Here is a 15592-nt window from a genome sequence, read left to right on the forward strand (position 1 = left end):
GCAGAGAACTACCTCGCTGCCCTCAAACTTGTGGCAATTCGCATCTGGCTACGCGGTAATGAGTCTACGTCCTAGTAAGCGAAGTGGGTCTAAGTAATGCGGCAAAGGAACCGATATGGCCGATCCACAGCTCGCAGTCCGTAGCGGCAAGGCGCGTGATCTTGCGCGCCGGCTGGCTCGCCGTCAAAACCGCACCATTGTGGACGTGGTTGAGCGCGCTCGAATACTACGAGCTCCGAGAGGCCGGTGGTAAGCCAGATTCGGCCTTCTATCGGCGTCTTTCAGCGCAATCCGGTACAGACATCGATCTCAGCCCGCTGAACGGCTGGAGCAAGGTTGCTGGCGCGGGCGTTTCGCAAACCGCATCTCTGACCGAAGAAGCTGTTCTGGCTTGCCGAGAAATTATGGGTGCTGCTGTCCGCGGGGTCGGGTGGCACGGTCGCAGCGATGCTCGAGTAGGCGGTGGACGCTGCGCCACCAGCAAACTGACAGAGTTCGAGATAGCAGGCACGGCATGGACGGCGTCGGCGGTCTCACCCAGCCGCACATTCAGTCCGGCAAGACCTTCGTCTATGAGTTCGATCGCGTGAAGAGCGGGACGTTCATGTACCACCCACATGCCGACGAGATGGCCGCCCTTGGAGTAGTGTCATGCGCATTGACAGTCTACATGCAGCGACATCGGCGCGTCTTGCGGCCATCGATGTCGAAGCTCCACTGCGGACAGCTGCGCTGTGGCTGTCCAAACCCGGCATAGGCCTGGTCGTCGTGTCCCACCGCAGTGGGGAGGCGGCAGGCGTGCTGAGCAAGTCCGATCTTGTCCGTCATCTGGCGAATTCAGGGCCGGCGGAAGCGCCCGTATCGGCATTGATGAGCCGGTCTGTCGTATACTGCGGTCCCGATGACGACCTCCATTCCGTCTGGCAGACCATGACTGCACAACACCTCCAGAACGTGCCCGTGCTCGGCGCCGGCTCGAAACTGCTCGGCGTACTCGACATCCGCGATGCGATGAAGGCGCTCTTCGAACAGGAAGAGCTCCAGGAGCAGCTGCTCGTCAACTACATCGGGGGAGTCGGCTACCAATAGGATACGGATTTTGCGCGTCTATTCGCTCCATGGCCACGGAGGCCGGTCTCATGAGATATTTCTTCCGAAACGCCAAGACGCGGCGCCCCGCTGAAGATATAAAGGTATATACCTCCAGTATTGCACGGTTACTCGCTCAGACAAACATCAACGCATGTCTTATTACACGGTCAGAAAGTTATTGTCGCGTTAACAACAGGGGGAGTAAAATGTTTCGTCCGGAACTGAAAGAGGATGTCTTCGACGGTCCGCCTGAGATTGCCCGTGGTGGCCTGCCCGTGCAGCTATCGACCGCCGGCGTTGTTCATGATCTGGGCAATCTCATACAGGTCGCCTCATCGGCCTTGAACCATCTGGCCCGCGACCCGAGCGTGTCAGCGGCTTCATCAGTTGGGCCTGTAATTGCCGGCGCCCAAACAGCCTTGAAACGGGCTGGCGCCCTTGTCCGGCAGACTATCAGTTCAGCCCGAGAGAGCCGAACAGAAATCGAATATGCAGACGTGGGCGCCTGCCTGGCTGAAATCGAAACCCTCATCCGAAGCGCATGGGATCCCAATATTGGTCTTTGAGGTTCGGGTCAGGTCGGATTTGCCTTCGGTAAGATGCACTCGCCTTGGTTTGCAAAACGCGATACTGAACCTGGTGTTCAACGCGCGCGATGCATTACCCAACGGCGGCTTGATCTCGATAGATACCGCCCTTGTCTTTGATGGCCTGTCAGCCACTCAGGTAGATGTCAGCATCACTGACAACGGTATTGGGATGACCGCCGAGACGATTGTCTGCGCTTTCGATCTCTTCTTCACCACAAAGAGCGAAGGCCTGGGCGGCGTTGGACTGCCTATGGTGAAGCACTTTGCAGAGGAGTCAGGTGGAAGCGTCGGTATTCAGAGCATGCTCGGGGCTGGCACAACCGTCAGATTGCGACTGCCCGCGATGCGAAAGGGGTCGGTCCTCCCATAATCAAACACAGGCCGACGTATAAAAGGTTCTGAGCCAAATGCAGGACGAGTATGATTTGCAGAGGTTCGTCAGCGCACAGGATCCGGTCTACGACGACGGGCTGGCCATTCTACGTCGAGGGATGATGTGCACTCCCTACATGGAGTTCATCTTCCCGAGGTTGGCCACCAGGCGAAGCGGTACTGCGCATGAGCCATATGCAATCACATCGCTCGACGAAGCCAGCGCCTATCTCTCATTTCCGATTCTCGGAGGCCGTTATCGGGAATGCGTTGGCACCCTGCAGCGGCTCTCCGGCCTAAGCGCTCGCGCTGTCTTCGGTGACGTTGATGCGAAGAAGTTGCACGCGTCCCTCACGCTGTTTTCCGAAGCAAGCAACGACGAGTTCCTGCTCGAGACAATCTTCGACGTCTGGTTCGACGGTTTGCTGGACGAGGACACGATGAACGAGCTCTACTTGACCTCGTAGCGCCATCAGTGACAGGCGCCCCGGTGGGGTCGGGAATATAGGCAGGTAATCTAGCCCCCGTCACAGGCTCATTCTCGCGCTCAGGATTCACATCGCAGAGGCATGAATTCCCGTTTGCCTGGAGCGTCCTTACCGATTGGTAGGACAACTCCGATCGGACGCGTCCGCCCTCGATGCAGGCAAGCAGAACGCTCGACAAACGGGTGGCAGCCTACCCCAACATCCGCATTTGGCGCGCATGGTCGGTTGGTGTGTTCAGATTTCAGATTGCCTGATTAGGCCTCCGGCCGGGGTGGGATGTTGCCACTCGTCTCGTCGATGGGAACTACCATGGAGCGCCACCTGCTGACGTTTGCGCCGGCGTCGCCGATCCGGATGGGTGTCCGAGGGTGCTAGTCGATCTGTGGCCATGGCCTATCGCTTCAAGAAGGGGCATCACGTCACAGTGCAGGTTTCCAGCGGCGCCCCGATTTGCGCGAAATCTGGGAACGGGGGAGCCGCTCAGAACGGCGACCACGATGATGGTGGCTGAGCAGAGCATGTTCCGCGACCCGGCTCATCCGTCGGCTGTCATTTTGCCCATGAAGCCAAATCATTCTGCTGACCGTGGCGAACTTTCGCCCATCAAAAGTCGCACATTGAATCATGATGAGATCTGGTGGAGGTGTCCGCTGAGGTTCCATCGCCAATGTCAGGTCCCTCTCGTGAAGCCGTCGGCGCTCCAGCGTTCACTGCCCACGCCGTGATGCACGAAGAAGAGGCCGCCCGGGTCGTATTTGTCCTTCACGGCGAGGAGCCTTGCGTAGTTCGCGCCCCAAAAAGATTCCCGCCACGCCTCGTCGAAGAAATCGCTTTCCGACACATAGGAGCCGACGGCCGGCAGTTTACGCGCCTCGGTCATTGCGTTGTCGATCGCGGCTGCATGCCGGCGGGCGGTCGGCACGTCGGGCTCGTGACCGGGAATGCCGGGGTAGGTCGGCGGCCCTTCGGCGCCGCTGATGGCCAGCGCGAAAGCGTCGAGCACCGCCGGGTTCGTCGCCATGTCGTGGGCCGCCTCGATCGCCTCCACAGAGGCGCCGGCCAGGCCCTTGTTGAAGTGCAAGGAGATGCCCCAATGCCGGGTCGCCGCGAACAGAGCATCGGCGAGACGGCCCTGCTGGCCCGGTTGCAGGAGGGAGGACGGAAGCCAGGCGGACTGATAACCGTGCAGGACCTGCCCCGCTTCCCCCACGTTGCCTGCCCAGAACAGGTTGGCTTTTGGCGCGCCGAGGCGATCGTCGGCAATCACCAATCCGGGAAGTTGCGTGAGAAATGCCGGGTCCCAGAAATTTCGAGCCGGCACCGCCATGATCATCGGCTCCGAGTCGAGGCTGAAATCCTGCGGAGCGCCTTCCAGCCAGCTCAAGAACGGCCGCCAGACCGTCTCCGCCTGCAGCTGGTCGAGCCCTTGGAACACCATTGCGATATCGAGAACGTTGCCCGGCCGGAGGCGGATCTGCTCGCCCCAATGCGGATTGAACAGCGCCGCGCCGTAGAATTCCAGGATCTGGCCGATCAGCCGGCGGAAGGCGGCGTCCGATGCCGCCTTGATCGTCGCGAACACCGCACCGAAGAACTCTGGCAGTTCGTGTGTGCGCAGCGTAAGCCGCGTTACCACGCCGAGGCTGCCGCCACCGCCGCCCTTGATCCCCCAGAATAGGTCAGGGTTCGTACAGGCGTTGGCGATCCTCACTTCGCCATCGGCGGTAACGATCTCTGCCTCCAGCAGGCTCGCCGCGGCCATCCCGTAGGCCTTCGAGAAACTGCCGAAGCCGCCGCTCAGGATCAGGCCCGCAACGCCCACCGTCAGGCAGCCGCCGCCCTGGACGTAGCGGCCCGCCTTCGTCGTGACGGCCTCGTAGACGTGACCCCAGATCGCGCCTGCCTCGACGGTGACGGCCGGCTGCGGCGGCTGTTGCCCGGCACATCCCGTGGCGACGAACGCATCATCCAAGGCGACGGCGTTCATTTTGCGGGTCCAGATCACCAGGGAATCGGGGGCACTGGAGGTGCCCTGATAGCTATGCCCGCCGCCCTTCACGACCAGCCGCAAATTGTTCTCGCGGGCGAAATTGACCGCCGCCACGACGTCGCTGGTCGTTCGGGCGGCCACCGCATAGGCGCTCGGCTGAGACGTCCAGCCATCGACCCAGCCGAGGGTCTGCGTCAGCCCGACCTCGTCGCCGAGGTAATAGGGGTTCTTCAGTTCCTTGAAGACATCGGCGCAGCGGGGGCTCGACGGCGCTTCCATGCACGCGGCGAGCGGTGAGCGAACCTTTACGAGTTGGCCCTTGACCTCCTGGTTAAGCCGGTCCCAACTTGCCTGGGACGGCCATTCCGGGTCAGTCGGACGGACGCGCGACATCGAACGGTCTGCTGCCGTCGCCTGGATCGGGCTGAGCACCCACGACCACAAGCTGTGCAGGAAGGGGAGGGCTGCTGCGGTTGTTCGCAATAGACGTCTTCTGTTCATTTGACCCCGTCCTTAGCCCGAAGGCCCGTGTTCGATGGCCTGGAGATAGGCTACCGCCGCCTCGGCGCATCCGCAATGATCGCGAGCGAGGCTTGCACCGCGGCGCCGCGCTTAGGCTCCTTGCCTTGCCGTGGGTGCGCCGACCGACCGACCCGCCCTGGCCTTCCCCAGCATAACGCGATCGGTTTGAGGCACATCAAGGCGCCCCGGGCTCAATCGAATAGGATGGCACAAAATGGATTTCGAGAATGGCGGTCATGGTCGGGATCAGATGGTTGTTATTGGCGGTCTCCATCGTAGTGCTGGCCGCCGGCGGACTGGTTTTCCTGTCCTACAACAATGAGATCAGCCGCGCGCGTGCCGCGGTCGAGAGCGGAGCCAAGGTCGCGAAAACCGCCGCCGGGCCGATCGAATACGCTGATAGGAGCGATGGCATTCCGCTCCTTTCTATCCACGGTGCGGGTGGCGGATGGGATCAGGGCTTGGCCAACGTTGCCGATCTCGTCGGGGACGGCTTTCGGGTCATCGCCCCGTCGCGTTTCGGCTATCTGGGGACACCAATCCCCTCCGTTGCTTCGCCCGCCACTCAGGCCGACGCGCATGCGGCACTGCTCTCCTCACTTGATGTCGATAAGGTCATCATTGTCGGCATCTCGGCTGGCGCGCGCTCGGCAATCGAACTCGCTCTTCGCCATCCGGATAAGGTGGCGGCGTTCATTCTGATCGTCCCTGGAACATACGCGCCCGAGAGCCCTGTCATGGTCGAGGGCAGTCGTGGCAGCGCATTTGTCCTCTGGCTGGTCAACGCCGGAGCTGACTTCGCCTGGTGGGCGACTGAGAAGATTGCTCCGTCGGCTCTCATCCGTTTCATCGGCGTGCCACCGGAATTGGTCGATGCAGCCTCGGAAGAAGAGCGGAATCGGGTGATGACCATCGTTCGGAGCATCGAACCGCTTTCGCGGCGCTTCCCCGGCATCAACATCGACAGTACGCCCGATCTCCAACGCCTACCTCTCGAAAAGATCGCCACGCCAACTTTGGTCATGTCGGCCCGAGATGATCTGTTCAACACGTCCCCGCGGCTGAGTTCGCAGCGAGCACGATTCCAAACGCAAAGTTGGTCGTCTATCACACTGGCGGGCATCTCCTTGTGGGGCATGAGGAGGACGCAAGGGAGGTGATCGGGGACTTTCTTGCCCGGGTCGGGGTGGCGCCGTCGTCCAAACCTCCCCTGGCCGCGTCAGCCCGGCCACAGCCGCCGCTTTGAAACGGTCGCGACCTTCCAGGACTATGGAGAAACACATCAGAGGACCAGGCGCATCGCTATTGTCCCGGCTGGCCAACACCTCCTTCACGCTATGGTCGACGCTTATGCCGAAGGCGCGACTGCAGCGGGGCACCAGGTACGCCGCGTCGAAGTGGCCAAGCTCGACGTTCCGCTGCTGCGTACGATCGAGGATTTCGAGACCGGGGCGTTGCCGCCAAGCGCGCGGCCGCAAACTGTGGTAGGTGCTCGTTGCACAATATCCTGATCGCCCAGAGTGCCTCGTTGTGGCCATGCCGAGCAAAGGCGAAAAGATGTCGGTCTCCACGCAATTGGCCAAGGCTGTAACTGCCCCCTTGGCGTGCTCGGAGGTTAGGGCATGTGGAACGATGTCGCTATCGCAGTGTTAAATGGTGAAACAGGGACGCAGTACGGTGGCTGATCTCAAAGAGACGGCATTGGTCGCAGGGCTCGCGGCGCGGCACGGGTTGTCAAGGGACGCGGTAGAAACCGTGCTGCGTGCCCTGCGCTCGGGCGGCGGTTCCATGGCCCAGTTCAGCCATGCCGAATTCGGCGGCATGTCGCAGTGGTCATTAGGCATGACAATGGTCGGCGACATGTTCAACGATGCGCTAAGGGCGAAGCTGAACGCTCTGGCGACGGATCTCGCAGCTTATCTGCGGGAGAATCCTGAGGTGGCCCGTAATGAACCTGCCGAAGTGAGCTACAGATCGCAGCAGCAGGTAGCTAAAAGTTGGCCGAGCGAACTCGGCACACCCTCATCGACCGGATCGCAGAACCATTTGCGCTACGCGATTTATCCCGACACGCGGCGACTGGTCATCGAGGATGCCGGGCAGCGTACGATCTACGACACCGGCGATCACGTTATTTCGGGGATCGCCCAGGCGCAAAGCACGGATGCGACACTGACATTCCGCAGCCAGAAGGGCCTTGTGCGGCTCTCGGAGCTGAAGGAGGTCGATGCTTAAGGTGTGGCCCTATTGATGCGCTGCGGTGATGCTCGCGCCCCGCGCCATTCAACGCAGCGCGAGGCGCCTAAAGACGTCCTTCTTCGCCTCTTTGCGTTTCCGCCGCCGTTCCGTCTGCGGCACGCTCCAGGGCGACCATTTTCTTAACCAGGGCCAGCAGATCGCGCTTGGTGCCGTGCGGCAGAGATACGACCTGTTGTGCGAGTTCCATGGTGTCGCGCGCTTCTTCCGGCGTACGGCCCCATAGATGCGGGGCAGCGCTGAACAGCATCTCCATTGGCATGAACCCAAGGATTTCACACAGATGGATCATGCGGGCGACGTGCATTTTTGAGAATGCGCGCTCATAGCGGCCATAAACCTGAATCGAAAGGCCAAGCAAGGGCGCAAGCTCGGCCGCGCGTCAGATCCTTGTGCTCGCGCGCTTTGCGGATGAACTGAGCTATTCTCTCGTCAATCTCGCCAAAGTTTTTGATGCCTTCGAACCTAGGGCGGCGGAAAACAGGTTTGTCGATCTGGGGATCGATCGTCTCAACCAATTCCATTTTGTTTTTATAGGCGTCCATATCCTTAGCCAAGTCCTCTCCCTTCTTGGTTTTTCCAGTCGCGGATAGGGCGACGCCTCAATTAAACATTCCAAAAACGGGATTGACCCAAGCACACCCCGGCACTCTCTTGCACAGCGATTTTCCAGAACCTGGGAGTGAGGGCTCTGCTTCTCGTTACGAATGCAGGCTTCCGCTTCGGCACCTTGCAGATGCTCGAACTGACCGACCCGGTCATTAAGGGCCGCGCGGAAACAAAGTAGCCCCGTACCCGATGGTGACCTTGGCCCCAAAGCCCGGCTTGGCTAAAGTTCGGAGCATGCTGAACGCCATTCACCACGTCGCGCTAATCTGCACCGACTACGACCGGTCGCGACGGTTCTATGTCGAACTCCTTGGCCTCGATCTGATCCGGGAAATCTATCGGGAGGAGCGGCAGTCATGGAAGGCCGACCTGCGGATCGGGTCCGCCCAGCTGGAATTGTTCTCCTTCCCTACCCCCATGATGCGGCCGTCCTATCCAGAGGCGACAGGCCTGCGACATCTGGCATTTACCGTGATGAATCTCGATCCCGTCATTATGCGCCTGGAAGCCGCCGGCATTGCCGTTGAGCCAATCCGGATCGACCCATATACGGATCAGCGGTTCACCTTTTTCAGCGACCCAGATGGATTGCCGCTGGAACTCTACGAAGAACAATAAGGAGCGTTTGCCCTTTCGCGATCACGTCGTCGGAGGTGGGAACGCCACCTCTACTCTTGCGAACGGCAGGTTTCAGGAACGGCACTTGGCTCCTCGAACGACGGTCTTTCGTTGGGTGTGACCGTCTGGCCGATGATTCCGACCGGCGGCAGTCAGCAGATATAATCCGCCAACTCGGGTGCGTCGCCGGGCTCCCTGCCACTGGCTTGGGGCCGGACCGCACTGCGCCGCATAGCTGACGTGCAGATCCTGGCTAACCTGGCCAGTAAGCGGACATTGACCAGCCGGCCAGCTCTGGCCTCTCAGCGCCCGATGAACCGCACAGTGGACGAATTCTGGCCTATGGACTCAGTCCGTCGCAGGCACGGAGTGATGTTCGTGTGCGATGCGCCAGTCGCCATCGAGCTTGCGCAGGCCCACAGTTAGTCGGAACAGAAAGCCGTCCTTGTCTGTTGGATTGCTGGACGAGTCAGGTCCGCACCACATGATGGCGACCGCGAAGGCGACGTCCGCGCCCGCGATAACGGCGAGTTCCCGAAAGTCGAAGGCCGTACCGGGCTTGTGGTAACGGAAAAGCAGATCCCAGGTCTGTTCGTAGGCTTCGATGCCCCTGCATTGAAGTGGCGGCGGCAAGTCGAACATCACCATGTCCCGCTCATGGTGCGCAAGAATAGCGTGAAGATCGTGCCGGCGGACAGCGTCCGCCCAGTCCTCGAGAAGGGCTTTGATCCGGGCTTCTTCGGCGTTGGCCTGTTCAGGCATGGTTTGGACTCCCTGTTGCGATCCTAGGACGAACGAAGGCTGGCAAATCCGACAACATCTGTACAGTCGTCCGCGCCTGAAGTTGAGACGGCCGCCCCGATTGCAGCTGGATCGCGAATTTCGAGTCACTGACGAAGCATATGTGCGAGCCGCCGATTGAGAACGGCTTTGTCAATTGCCCGCCGCAAATGATCCGGTCCGCTCAGCTTCACGACGCAGCCCAGCTCCGGTCACGGCCATCTTGGCCTCAGTACTTGTGGCGACGATCATCACGGCCGGCGTTTGAGGCCTAGGTTATCTGTGTTGCCCCCAAAAGCACTAGTGACGGGGCGGGAAAGAGTGTGACTGATCGCCGTCGCCTTTGTGGCGTTCACTTCTGTCTGTTCATTCCTCACCACGCCCATGGCGTCCTCGAATAGATTGGGTGTGACCGAGGACCCGCCTTCGCTTCGCTCAGTCTCGATCGTCTTCCCGCAAGGACGGCGCTTCGTTTTCTTTCCCTGGCCGTACCACCCCACCACGCAAGCGTGGCGGGGGACCCCGGTTTGCGTCCATTCCTCGCGGCCCAAGAAAGCCTCGCGCCGCCGTCTTTCACTTCGTTTCAGCCACTTTGGGGGTGCGGCCCGATCGTCCCCGGTCTCACGACCACCATCGAGGCCGCGATAGGTGCGGCCCGAGAAAACAGAAGGAACCACCACAATGGCGACGATCGGCACATTCTCCCGCACCGCGAACGGCTTCTTCGGCTCGGTCAAGACCTTGAACCTCAACGTCAAGACTGTGACTTTGACACCGGCCGAACGCGACAACGAGAAAGGTCCGGACTTCCGCATCTTCGTCGGAGCCACCGAGTTCGGAGCGGCATGGAAGAAGACTTCGCGCGAGGGCCGCGACTATCACTCGGTCAAGCTCGACGATCCGAGCTTCCCCGCTCCGATCTATGCGAGCCTGGTCGAGACCGACACGGAAGGCGAATTCTCGCTCATCTGGTCCCGCCGCACCGCTGAGTGATCCGACCCAACAGGGAGCCCCGCCGCAAGGTGGGGCTTCGCCATGTTCAGGTCCGGTGCTGCCTGGCACATCAGTCGGGTGCAGCACGCTATGCTTTGACGAGTGGCTTGCGCGCCTTCCTCGCCGGCGACTTGACTGCCGTTGCGGTTGTTGTCGCAGCCGCCGCGCGCACAGCTCGTTTTGGTTTTTCTGCCGCGGCTGGTGTGGGCGCCACCGCCTTGCGTCCGAGCCCAATTGATTTTGCCAGGGCCGAGCGGGTGGCTGCGTAGTTCGGCGCCACCATCGGATAATCCGAGGGCAGGTTCCATTTCTGCCGATATTGGTCAGGGCTTAGATTGTAATGCGTCCCGATATGCCGTTTCAGGGATTTGAACTTCTTTCCGTCCTCCAGGCAGATGATGAAATCAGGTGTCACTGATTTCTTGATCGACACCGCGGGCTCCAGCTTGACTGCGGCTGGAGCCACAGGTGTGCCGATCCCTTGCAAAGCGACATAGGTGTCCCCAATCAGATTCGACAACTCGCCGACCGGCAGGGGATTGTTCGAAACATAGGCGGAAACGATGTCGGCGGTAATTGCTACGAGATCAGCCTGGTCGTTTTGGTCTGCAGAAACGGTCATCGAGTTTTCCTCTTGTCTAATGGCGCGCGTTGAAACGGATGAGCTGTTTATGCCAATCAGGCGAACAATTCGTTGTTCCGCCAACAAACCTCATTCGCCACAAATATCAAGCCTGCAAGCTTCGCTTCCATCGTTCTGCCCGGCTGCGGATAAAGTTCCGAGAGCGTGGGTATGAACAATTCCTCTTCGTCTCCCGCACGGTTCGATCGCCCATCCACCGCGTCCGGCGTCAAGCGGTACTTGCGTCGCGCGCAATTAGCAGCGCTGCTAGTGGGGCTCGGGCACTCGGATGAAGCAGGGATCGCCACTCGGTTTCGTCGCCGGATTCTTCCAGGCGATTGCGCCAGATCCGCAACGCATGCGGCGACAGACCAAGTGCAGCGGCATACTCTGCATGCCCTATGCCGCTCCAGTTCATCGCCTCGACATTCACGCTCCAGAATGCCCGCAGAGCGATCGGGCCGCTGTCAGTGCGCCTGCTGTAGCGATTGCCTTTGGGCCGTTTCGGCGGCACCTTCTTGCGCGAACGTGCTGCCTTCTTCCGGTGCAAATTCTGCAGCTTTTCCGCACGTTTGCGCAGCTCGTCGCTGCTCACCAGATGGCCATCCACAGCTCGAATGTGGTGATCGAAAGATCGCGCCGGCGACAGTATTCCAGCGCATCCTGGTTGCCGCGGTACCAACTCGCAACATGCGACGACCAGTAAGGACTGTTGGCCTTGGCCCAGGAGCGGCGAGCCGCCATCGGAGATCCTCCACATGATGAAGGAACCCCACATGAAGCTCAATTGCACTAGCCGAATAGGTGCAGGGACCGGACGCTTACAAGGGAGAGGGGTGACTGCCGCCCGTAATCGGGGCGGGCGCCTGGCTGGAGAGCAAACCTGTGGGTCGGCTGCGGCGCCGCTGGCGAGGGGTGGCGACTCGGCTGAATATTCTGCGCCTGTGAAACAGCGCAGGAGGCGAATGATGGAATTCTTTTGTGGGCTGGACGTGGCGATGGACGAGACGGCGGTGTGCGTCGTCGACGATCATGGCGTGGTGCATCTGGAGACGACAGTGGTGACCGATCCCGATGCGCTGTTTGCGGTGTTGAAGCCGTTCCTGGCGCGGCTGCGCCGCGTCGGCCACGAAGCCGGCTCTCTGTCGCCCTGGCTGCACCCGGAGCTGTTGAAGCGCGGGCTGCCGGCAGTGTGTCTGGAGACCAAACATGTGCGCGCAGCGATGTCGGCGCAGCGCAACAAGACCGACAGGGCCGATGCGCTCGGCTCGCCCATCTCATGCGCACCGGCTGGTTCCGCCAGGCCCACATCAAGTCGGACAGCTGCTACCGCATGCGGCTTTTGTTGACGCAGCGGCGTGTCCTGAAGGGCAAGGTGCTCGACCTCGAGAACACGATCCGCCACTCGCTGAAGGCCTTCGGCGTGCGCATCAAAGGGACCGGCCGGACCGGTTTCGACCAGGCCGTGCGTGAGGCGGCAGCGGACGACGCGCTGACCACGGAACTGATGGACGCCATGCTCAACGCCCGGGCGGCGTTGTGGAAGCAGTATTGCCGGTTGCACAAACTGGTCGTCCAGTTCGTCGGCCGCAACGAACTGTGCCGACGTTTCATGGCGATTCCGGGCGTTGGTCCGGTGACGGCGCTTTCGTTCATGACGGCGATCGACGATCCGTCACGCTTTCGCCGATCGCGTGACGTGGCGGCCTACTTCGGGCTGACCTCGCGGCGCTGGCAGTCGGGCTCTTCGATCGACGTCCAGGGCCGTATCTCGAAGGCCGGCGATGCTGATGTGCGCCGCGCGCTCTACGAGGCGGCGTCGGCGCTGATGACGCGCTTCAAGGGCAAGGACAAGGTGCGAAGCTGGGGCACGGCGCTGGCCAAGCGCTCCTGCCAGCGCAAGGCGACGGTCGCCGTGGCGCGCAAGCTGGCGGTGATCATGCACGCGATGTGGGTCGACGGCACGTTCTATGTCGGCGACGCCGGCGCCAGCGCGACCGACGTTGCGGCGCGCGCCCACGTGAAAGGTCGCAAGCTGCTGGGCGCGCACGCATGACCGCAAAGAACAGCAACCCCGGATGCGAAGCTGGCGATCACATTCTGAACGATGGAGCTCCGCTGCGGCGGATGAGGACTGGTGCAGACCAAGGACGACGGGACGCACGATATCTTGCCTGCGGCCGGCCAGGAAGTGGCGCGACGGACCGCGCGCGATTGCCTGTGACGCTGCCCCGTGAATCCGATGGCAAGGTGCGCCGCGACGGTTCGAGCGCTGCTTTCATGCAGCCGGGACACCTCGTCGATGAGCGCGGAGGACTGCACGGCGCACCGGACCTGACGACGCCAACGGAGATTCGCGTTGCGGGAAGCCGCGAAATGTTTTTTAGTAGAAAAGAGGGAGAACGACGATGTCGAAAAGATCAGCCAAAGCACAACCGATTAGGACAGCAAGATAAAGCGAGCTGGCGCTCGCCTCGCTGCGCTCGTAAGTGTCTGTCTGCACGATTGTTTTTTCCTTCTCGTGCCGACGTCTGGCGGAATCGCGTGAGGTGCGGGGGGCTCACGGCCATCGGCTATGCTAACTGATCCGAAAAGCAAAACTGGGGTGCCGCAGCGATGTGCGATCGGCGCTTCTACGCCCCAGCAAGTTTTTACGCGCCGTAGCAGGCTCGGTGCTCCGGCCATCTTGAAGCACGGAATCTGACTCCCGATCCTGTCGTCATGGCAGATCGTGACAGCGACAGATTCCAGGTTCGCACCGGCCGGATGCGGCATGGCGGCACGCCGGTCAATTCGCGCACGCTGCCCTTCGTGCGCCAGGTCGAGATCGCCATCCGTAAGCAGGGCGGCAATCCCAATCGCATCGGCCCAAGCAGGAACGACGGGAAGGGGAGCGGCCGCTTCAACGCCCGCGGCCGCGGCGGGAAGGTGGTGGCAGGATTGCCAAGGGACAGCGGCGGGTGGAAGCAGGACTCCAATGGCGTCCGCTTTCGCTCCCGCCGCGTCGTGGTGAAGGCCCGCGTTGTCAAGCTGCCGAAGCAAGGGAAGGGGATTACCGGGCGCGCCCAAAAATTCGTGACGACGAGCAAGGCTGTCGATGCGCATCTGCGCTATCTCCAGCGCGATGGCGTGACCAGGGACGGCGAGAAGGGCAGGGTGTACTCGGCCGTCGAGGACGAGGCCGACGGCAAGGCCTTCGTCGAGCGCGGCCGCGGCGACCGGCACCAGTTCCGCTTCATCGTCGCACCGGAGGATGCCGCCGAAATCGAAGATCTGCGCTCTTTCACCCGCGATCTCATGCAGCAGATGGAGACCGACCTTGACACGCGCCTCGACTGGATCGCCGTCGACCATCACAACACCGGCCATCCGCACACCCATATCCTGGTGCGCGGCGTCACCGATGACGGCAAGATCCTGAACATCGCCGGCGACTACATCGCCCATGGCATCCGCCACAGGGCCGGCGAGCTGGTGGAACGGGAGCTTGGGTTGCAAAGCGAGCTTGAGGTCGCCCGCAAGCTCGCCAACGAAGTCGGCGCCGAACGGCTGACCCGGCTCGATCGCATGCTGATCGCCGAACAACGGGAGCATGATCTTGTCGACCTGCGGCCCAATACCAGCGACAGCTACACCGTTTCCAGCAATCGCTACCTGCTGATCGATCGGGCAAAGAGACTGGAGCACTTCGGCCTGGCGAGCGAGATCGAGCCCGGCCGCTGGGTGGTCTCCGACAGGACCGAAAGCACGCTGCGGGCACTTGGCGAGCGCAACGACATCATCAAGACCATGCACCGGGCGCTGGAAGAGCACGGCCTCGCTGACGAGCGGGGCGCGGCGCAATACGCAATGCACCGGAAGACCATCACCGAACCGGTCGTCGGACGCGTGCTCGCCAAGGGCCTTGCCGGCGACGAGATGAGCGATCGGCTGTCGCTCGTCATCGATGGCGTCGACGGGCGCACCCACTATGTCGAGACGGCGGATGCGGCAAAGCTCGACGACATTCAGCGCGGCCATATCGTGGCGCTCGATCCGATGCTGCCGAAGGAAGAGCCACGTGCGGCCGACCGCAACATCAGCAGCGTAGCCGGAGAGGATGGCATCTATCGGCCGAGTAGACACCTGGAGACAATCCGCGAGACATTTTGGGGCAGGACAAGGATCCAGACGCCTTTGTCCGTTTCCATGTCCGTCGTCTCGAAGCGCTGCGCCGGGCCGGCCATGTCGAACGCATCGATGAAGACCAATGGCGCATCCCAAAAGACCTGTCCGAGCACGGCATCGCCTACGATGCCCGCAATCGCGGCAAGGACTTCTCCGTGCGCGTGCTCTCGACGTTCGACCTCGGCAGGCAGGGTGAACACGACATGGAAGTAGCCGACCGGCAGCAGGTCGGCCTCGCGCTCGGCAAGCCATGTCCGCGCGGCCGCGCCCTGGCACTTCGGGCAATGCCGGTTGCGGCAGGAGTTGTAGGCGATGCGCCACTCGCCGCAGTCCTCGCAGGCTTCGACATGCCCGCCGAGGGCTGCGGTGCGGCAGTGCTCGATCGCCGACATGACCTTGAGCTGCTGCAGGCTTAGATGCCCTGCATGGGCGGCCCGGTAGGCGGACCCGGCAGTGCGGAAGATGTCGGCAACCTCGATCGAGGCGCGCACGG

14 protein-coding genes and 8 pseudogenes are annotated in these 15592 nt (G+C 61.6%); 14 read left to right on the top strand and 8 right to left on the bottom strand.

Features of this window, described 5'->3' with window-relative positions; all coding sequences use genetic code 11:
- Positions 1-115: 115 nt before the first annotated feature.
- The 6 genes and pseudogenes from AC0L2P_RS28755 to AC0L2P_RS28780 form a co-directional block, all read left to right on the top strand.
- Positions 116-311: pseudogene (locus AC0L2P_RS28755) on the top strand (plasmid stabilization protein); the annotation flags it as partial.
- A gap of 200 nt (positions 312-511) precedes the next feature.
- Positions 512-646, top strand: a pseudogene (locus AC0L2P_RS28760) (multicopper oxidase domain-containing protein); the annotation flags it as partial.
- Between the two features lie 5 nt (positions 647-651).
- Positions 652-1089, top strand: coding sequence for a CBS domain-containing protein (locus AC0L2P_RS28765; RefSeq protein ID WP_473506197.1), 438 nt, complete (start codon positions 652-654; stop codon positions 1087-1089).
- 209 nt (positions 1090-1298) lie between these two features.
- Positions 1299-1658: a hypothetical protein gene (locus AC0L2P_RS28770; protein WP_473506199.1), complete on the top strand. Its 360-nt coding sequence runs from the start codon at positions 1299-1301 to the stop codon at positions 1656-1658.
- Positions 1648-2052 (top strand): ATP-binding protein, encoded by a 405-nt coding sequence (locus AC0L2P_RS28775; RefSeq protein WP_473506201.1) that lies wholly within the window; start codon positions 1648-1650, stop codon positions 2050-2052. The genes AC0L2P_RS28770 and AC0L2P_RS28775 overlap by 11 nt, the downstream gene beginning before the upstream one ends.
- A 37-nt stretch (positions 2053-2089) precedes the next feature.
- A complete protein-coding gene (locus tag AC0L2P_RS28780; protein WP_473506203.1) occupies positions 2090-2521 on the top strand; it encodes a DUF1810 domain-containing protein in 432 nt (143 codons plus the stop codon).
- Positions 2522-3212: 691 nt separating this feature from the next.
- On the opposite strand, the gene AC0L2P_RS28785 is transcribed toward AC0L2P_RS28780, so the two are convergent.
- Positions 3213-5033: an FAD-dependent oxidoreductase gene (locus AC0L2P_RS28785; RefSeq protein ID WP_473506205.1), complete on the bottom strand. Its 1821-nt coding sequence runs from the start codon at positions 5031-5033 to the stop codon at positions 3213-3215.
- Between the two features lie 248 nt (positions 5034-5281).
- On the opposite strand from AC0L2P_RS28785, the pseudogene AC0L2P_RS28790 reads away from it, so the two are divergent.
- The 3 genes and pseudogenes from AC0L2P_RS28790 (at position 5282) to AC0L2P_RS28800 (ending at position 7289) form a co-directional block, all read left to right on the top strand.
- Positions 5282-6300: pseudogene (locus AC0L2P_RS28790) on the top strand (alpha/beta fold hydrolase).
- 91 nt (positions 6301-6391) lie between these two features.
- Positions 6392-6517 (top strand): annotated as a pseudogene (locus tag AC0L2P_RS28795) (NAD(P)H-dependent oxidoreductase); the annotation flags it as partial.
- Between the two features lie 214 nt (positions 6518-6731).
- Positions 6732-7289, top strand: coding sequence for a hypothetical protein (locus AC0L2P_RS28800; RefSeq protein WP_473506207.1), 558 nt, complete (start codon positions 6732-6734; stop codon positions 7287-7289).
- Between the two features lie 67 nt (positions 7290-7356).
- Here AC0L2P_RS28800 and AC0L2P_RS28805 read toward each other — a convergent pair whose 3' ends face one another.
- Together AC0L2P_RS28805 and AC0L2P_RS28810 are read right to left on the bottom strand one after the other, a co-directional pair.
- A complete protein-coding gene (locus tag AC0L2P_RS28805; RefSeq protein ID WP_473506209.1) occupies positions 7357-7671 on the bottom strand; it encodes a hypothetical protein in 315 nt (104 codons plus the stop codon).
- Positions 7634-7867 carry a hypothetical protein gene (locus tag AC0L2P_RS28810; protein WP_473506211.1) on the bottom strand — a complete coding sequence of 78 codons (234 nt, stop codon included), beginning with the start codon at positions 7865-7867 and terminating at the stop codon, positions 7634-7636. Before AC0L2P_RS28810 ends, AC0L2P_RS28805 begins: the two co-directional genes overlap by 38 nt.
- A 286-nt stretch (positions 7868-8153) precedes the next feature.
- On the opposite strand from AC0L2P_RS28810, the gene gloA2 reads away from it, so the two are divergent.
- Positions 8154-8537 (top strand): SMU1112c/YaeR family gloxylase I-like metalloprotein, encoded by a 384-nt coding sequence (gloA2, locus tag AC0L2P_RS28815; protein WP_473506213.1) that lies wholly within the window; start codon positions 8154-8156, stop codon positions 8535-8537.
- 348 nt (positions 8538-8885) lie between these two features.
- Here gloA2 and AC0L2P_RS28820 read toward each other — a convergent pair whose 3' ends face one another.
- Positions 8886-9299 (bottom strand): YybH family protein, encoded by a 414-nt coding sequence (locus AC0L2P_RS28820; protein ID WP_473506215.1) that lies wholly within the window; start codon positions 9297-9299, stop codon positions 8886-8888.
- A 699-nt stretch (positions 9300-9998) separates the two neighbouring features.
- On the opposite strand from AC0L2P_RS28820, the gene AC0L2P_RS28825 reads away from it, so the two are divergent.
- On the top strand, positions 9999-10310 hold the full coding sequence (locus AC0L2P_RS28825; protein WP_473506217.1) for a DUF736 domain-containing protein: 312 nt from the start codon (positions 9999-10001) through the stop codon (positions 10308-10310).
- 88 nt (positions 10311-10398) lie between these two features.
- Here AC0L2P_RS28825 and AC0L2P_RS28830 read toward each other — a convergent pair whose 3' ends face one another.
- The 3 genes from AC0L2P_RS28830 to AC0L2P_RS28840 all read right to left on the bottom strand — a co-directional run bounded on the left by AC0L2P_RS28830 (position 10399) and on the right by AC0L2P_RS28840 (position 11676).
- Positions 10399-10932 carry a Ros/MucR family transcriptional regulator gene (locus AC0L2P_RS28830; protein WP_473506219.1) on the bottom strand — a complete coding sequence of 178 codons (534 nt, stop codon included), beginning with the start codon at positions 10930-10932 and terminating at the stop codon, positions 10399-10401.
- Positions 10933-11161: 229 nt separating this feature from the next.
- Positions 11162-11527: a hypothetical protein gene (locus AC0L2P_RS28835; protein ID WP_473506221.1), complete on the bottom strand. Its 366-nt coding sequence runs from the start codon at positions 11525-11527 to the stop codon at positions 11162-11164.
- Positions 11524-11676, bottom strand: a complete 153-nt coding sequence (locus AC0L2P_RS28840) for a hypothetical protein (RefSeq protein WP_473506223.1) — start codon at positions 11674-11676, stop codon at positions 11524-11526. Before AC0L2P_RS28840 ends, AC0L2P_RS28835 begins: the two co-directional genes overlap by 4 nt.
- A 224-nt stretch (positions 11677-11900) precedes the next feature.
- On the opposite strand from AC0L2P_RS28840, the pseudogene AC0L2P_RS28845 reads away from it, so the two are divergent.
- The 3 pseudogenes from AC0L2P_RS28845 to AC0L2P_RS28855 all read left to right on the top strand — a co-directional run.
- Positions 11901-12988 (top strand): annotated as a pseudogene (locus AC0L2P_RS28845) (IS110 family RNA-guided transposase).
- A 1241-nt stretch (positions 12989-14229) separates the two neighbouring features.
- A pseudogene (locus AC0L2P_RS28850) lies at positions 14230-15012 on the top strand (DUF3363 domain-containing protein); the annotation flags it as partial.
- 68 nt (positions 15013-15080) lie between these two features.
- Positions 15081-15245: pseudogene (locus tag AC0L2P_RS28855) on the top strand (DUF3363 domain-containing protein); the annotation flags it as partial.
- 30 nt (positions 15246-15275) lie between these two features.
- Here AC0L2P_RS28855 and AC0L2P_RS28860 read toward each other — a convergent pair.
- Positions 15276-15590 (bottom strand): annotated as a pseudogene (locus AC0L2P_RS28860) (IS91 family transposase); the annotation flags it as partial.
- Positions 15591-15592: the final 2 nt, after the last annotated feature.

It is taken from the genome of Mesorhizobium sp. WSM4836, assembly GCF_055811815.1.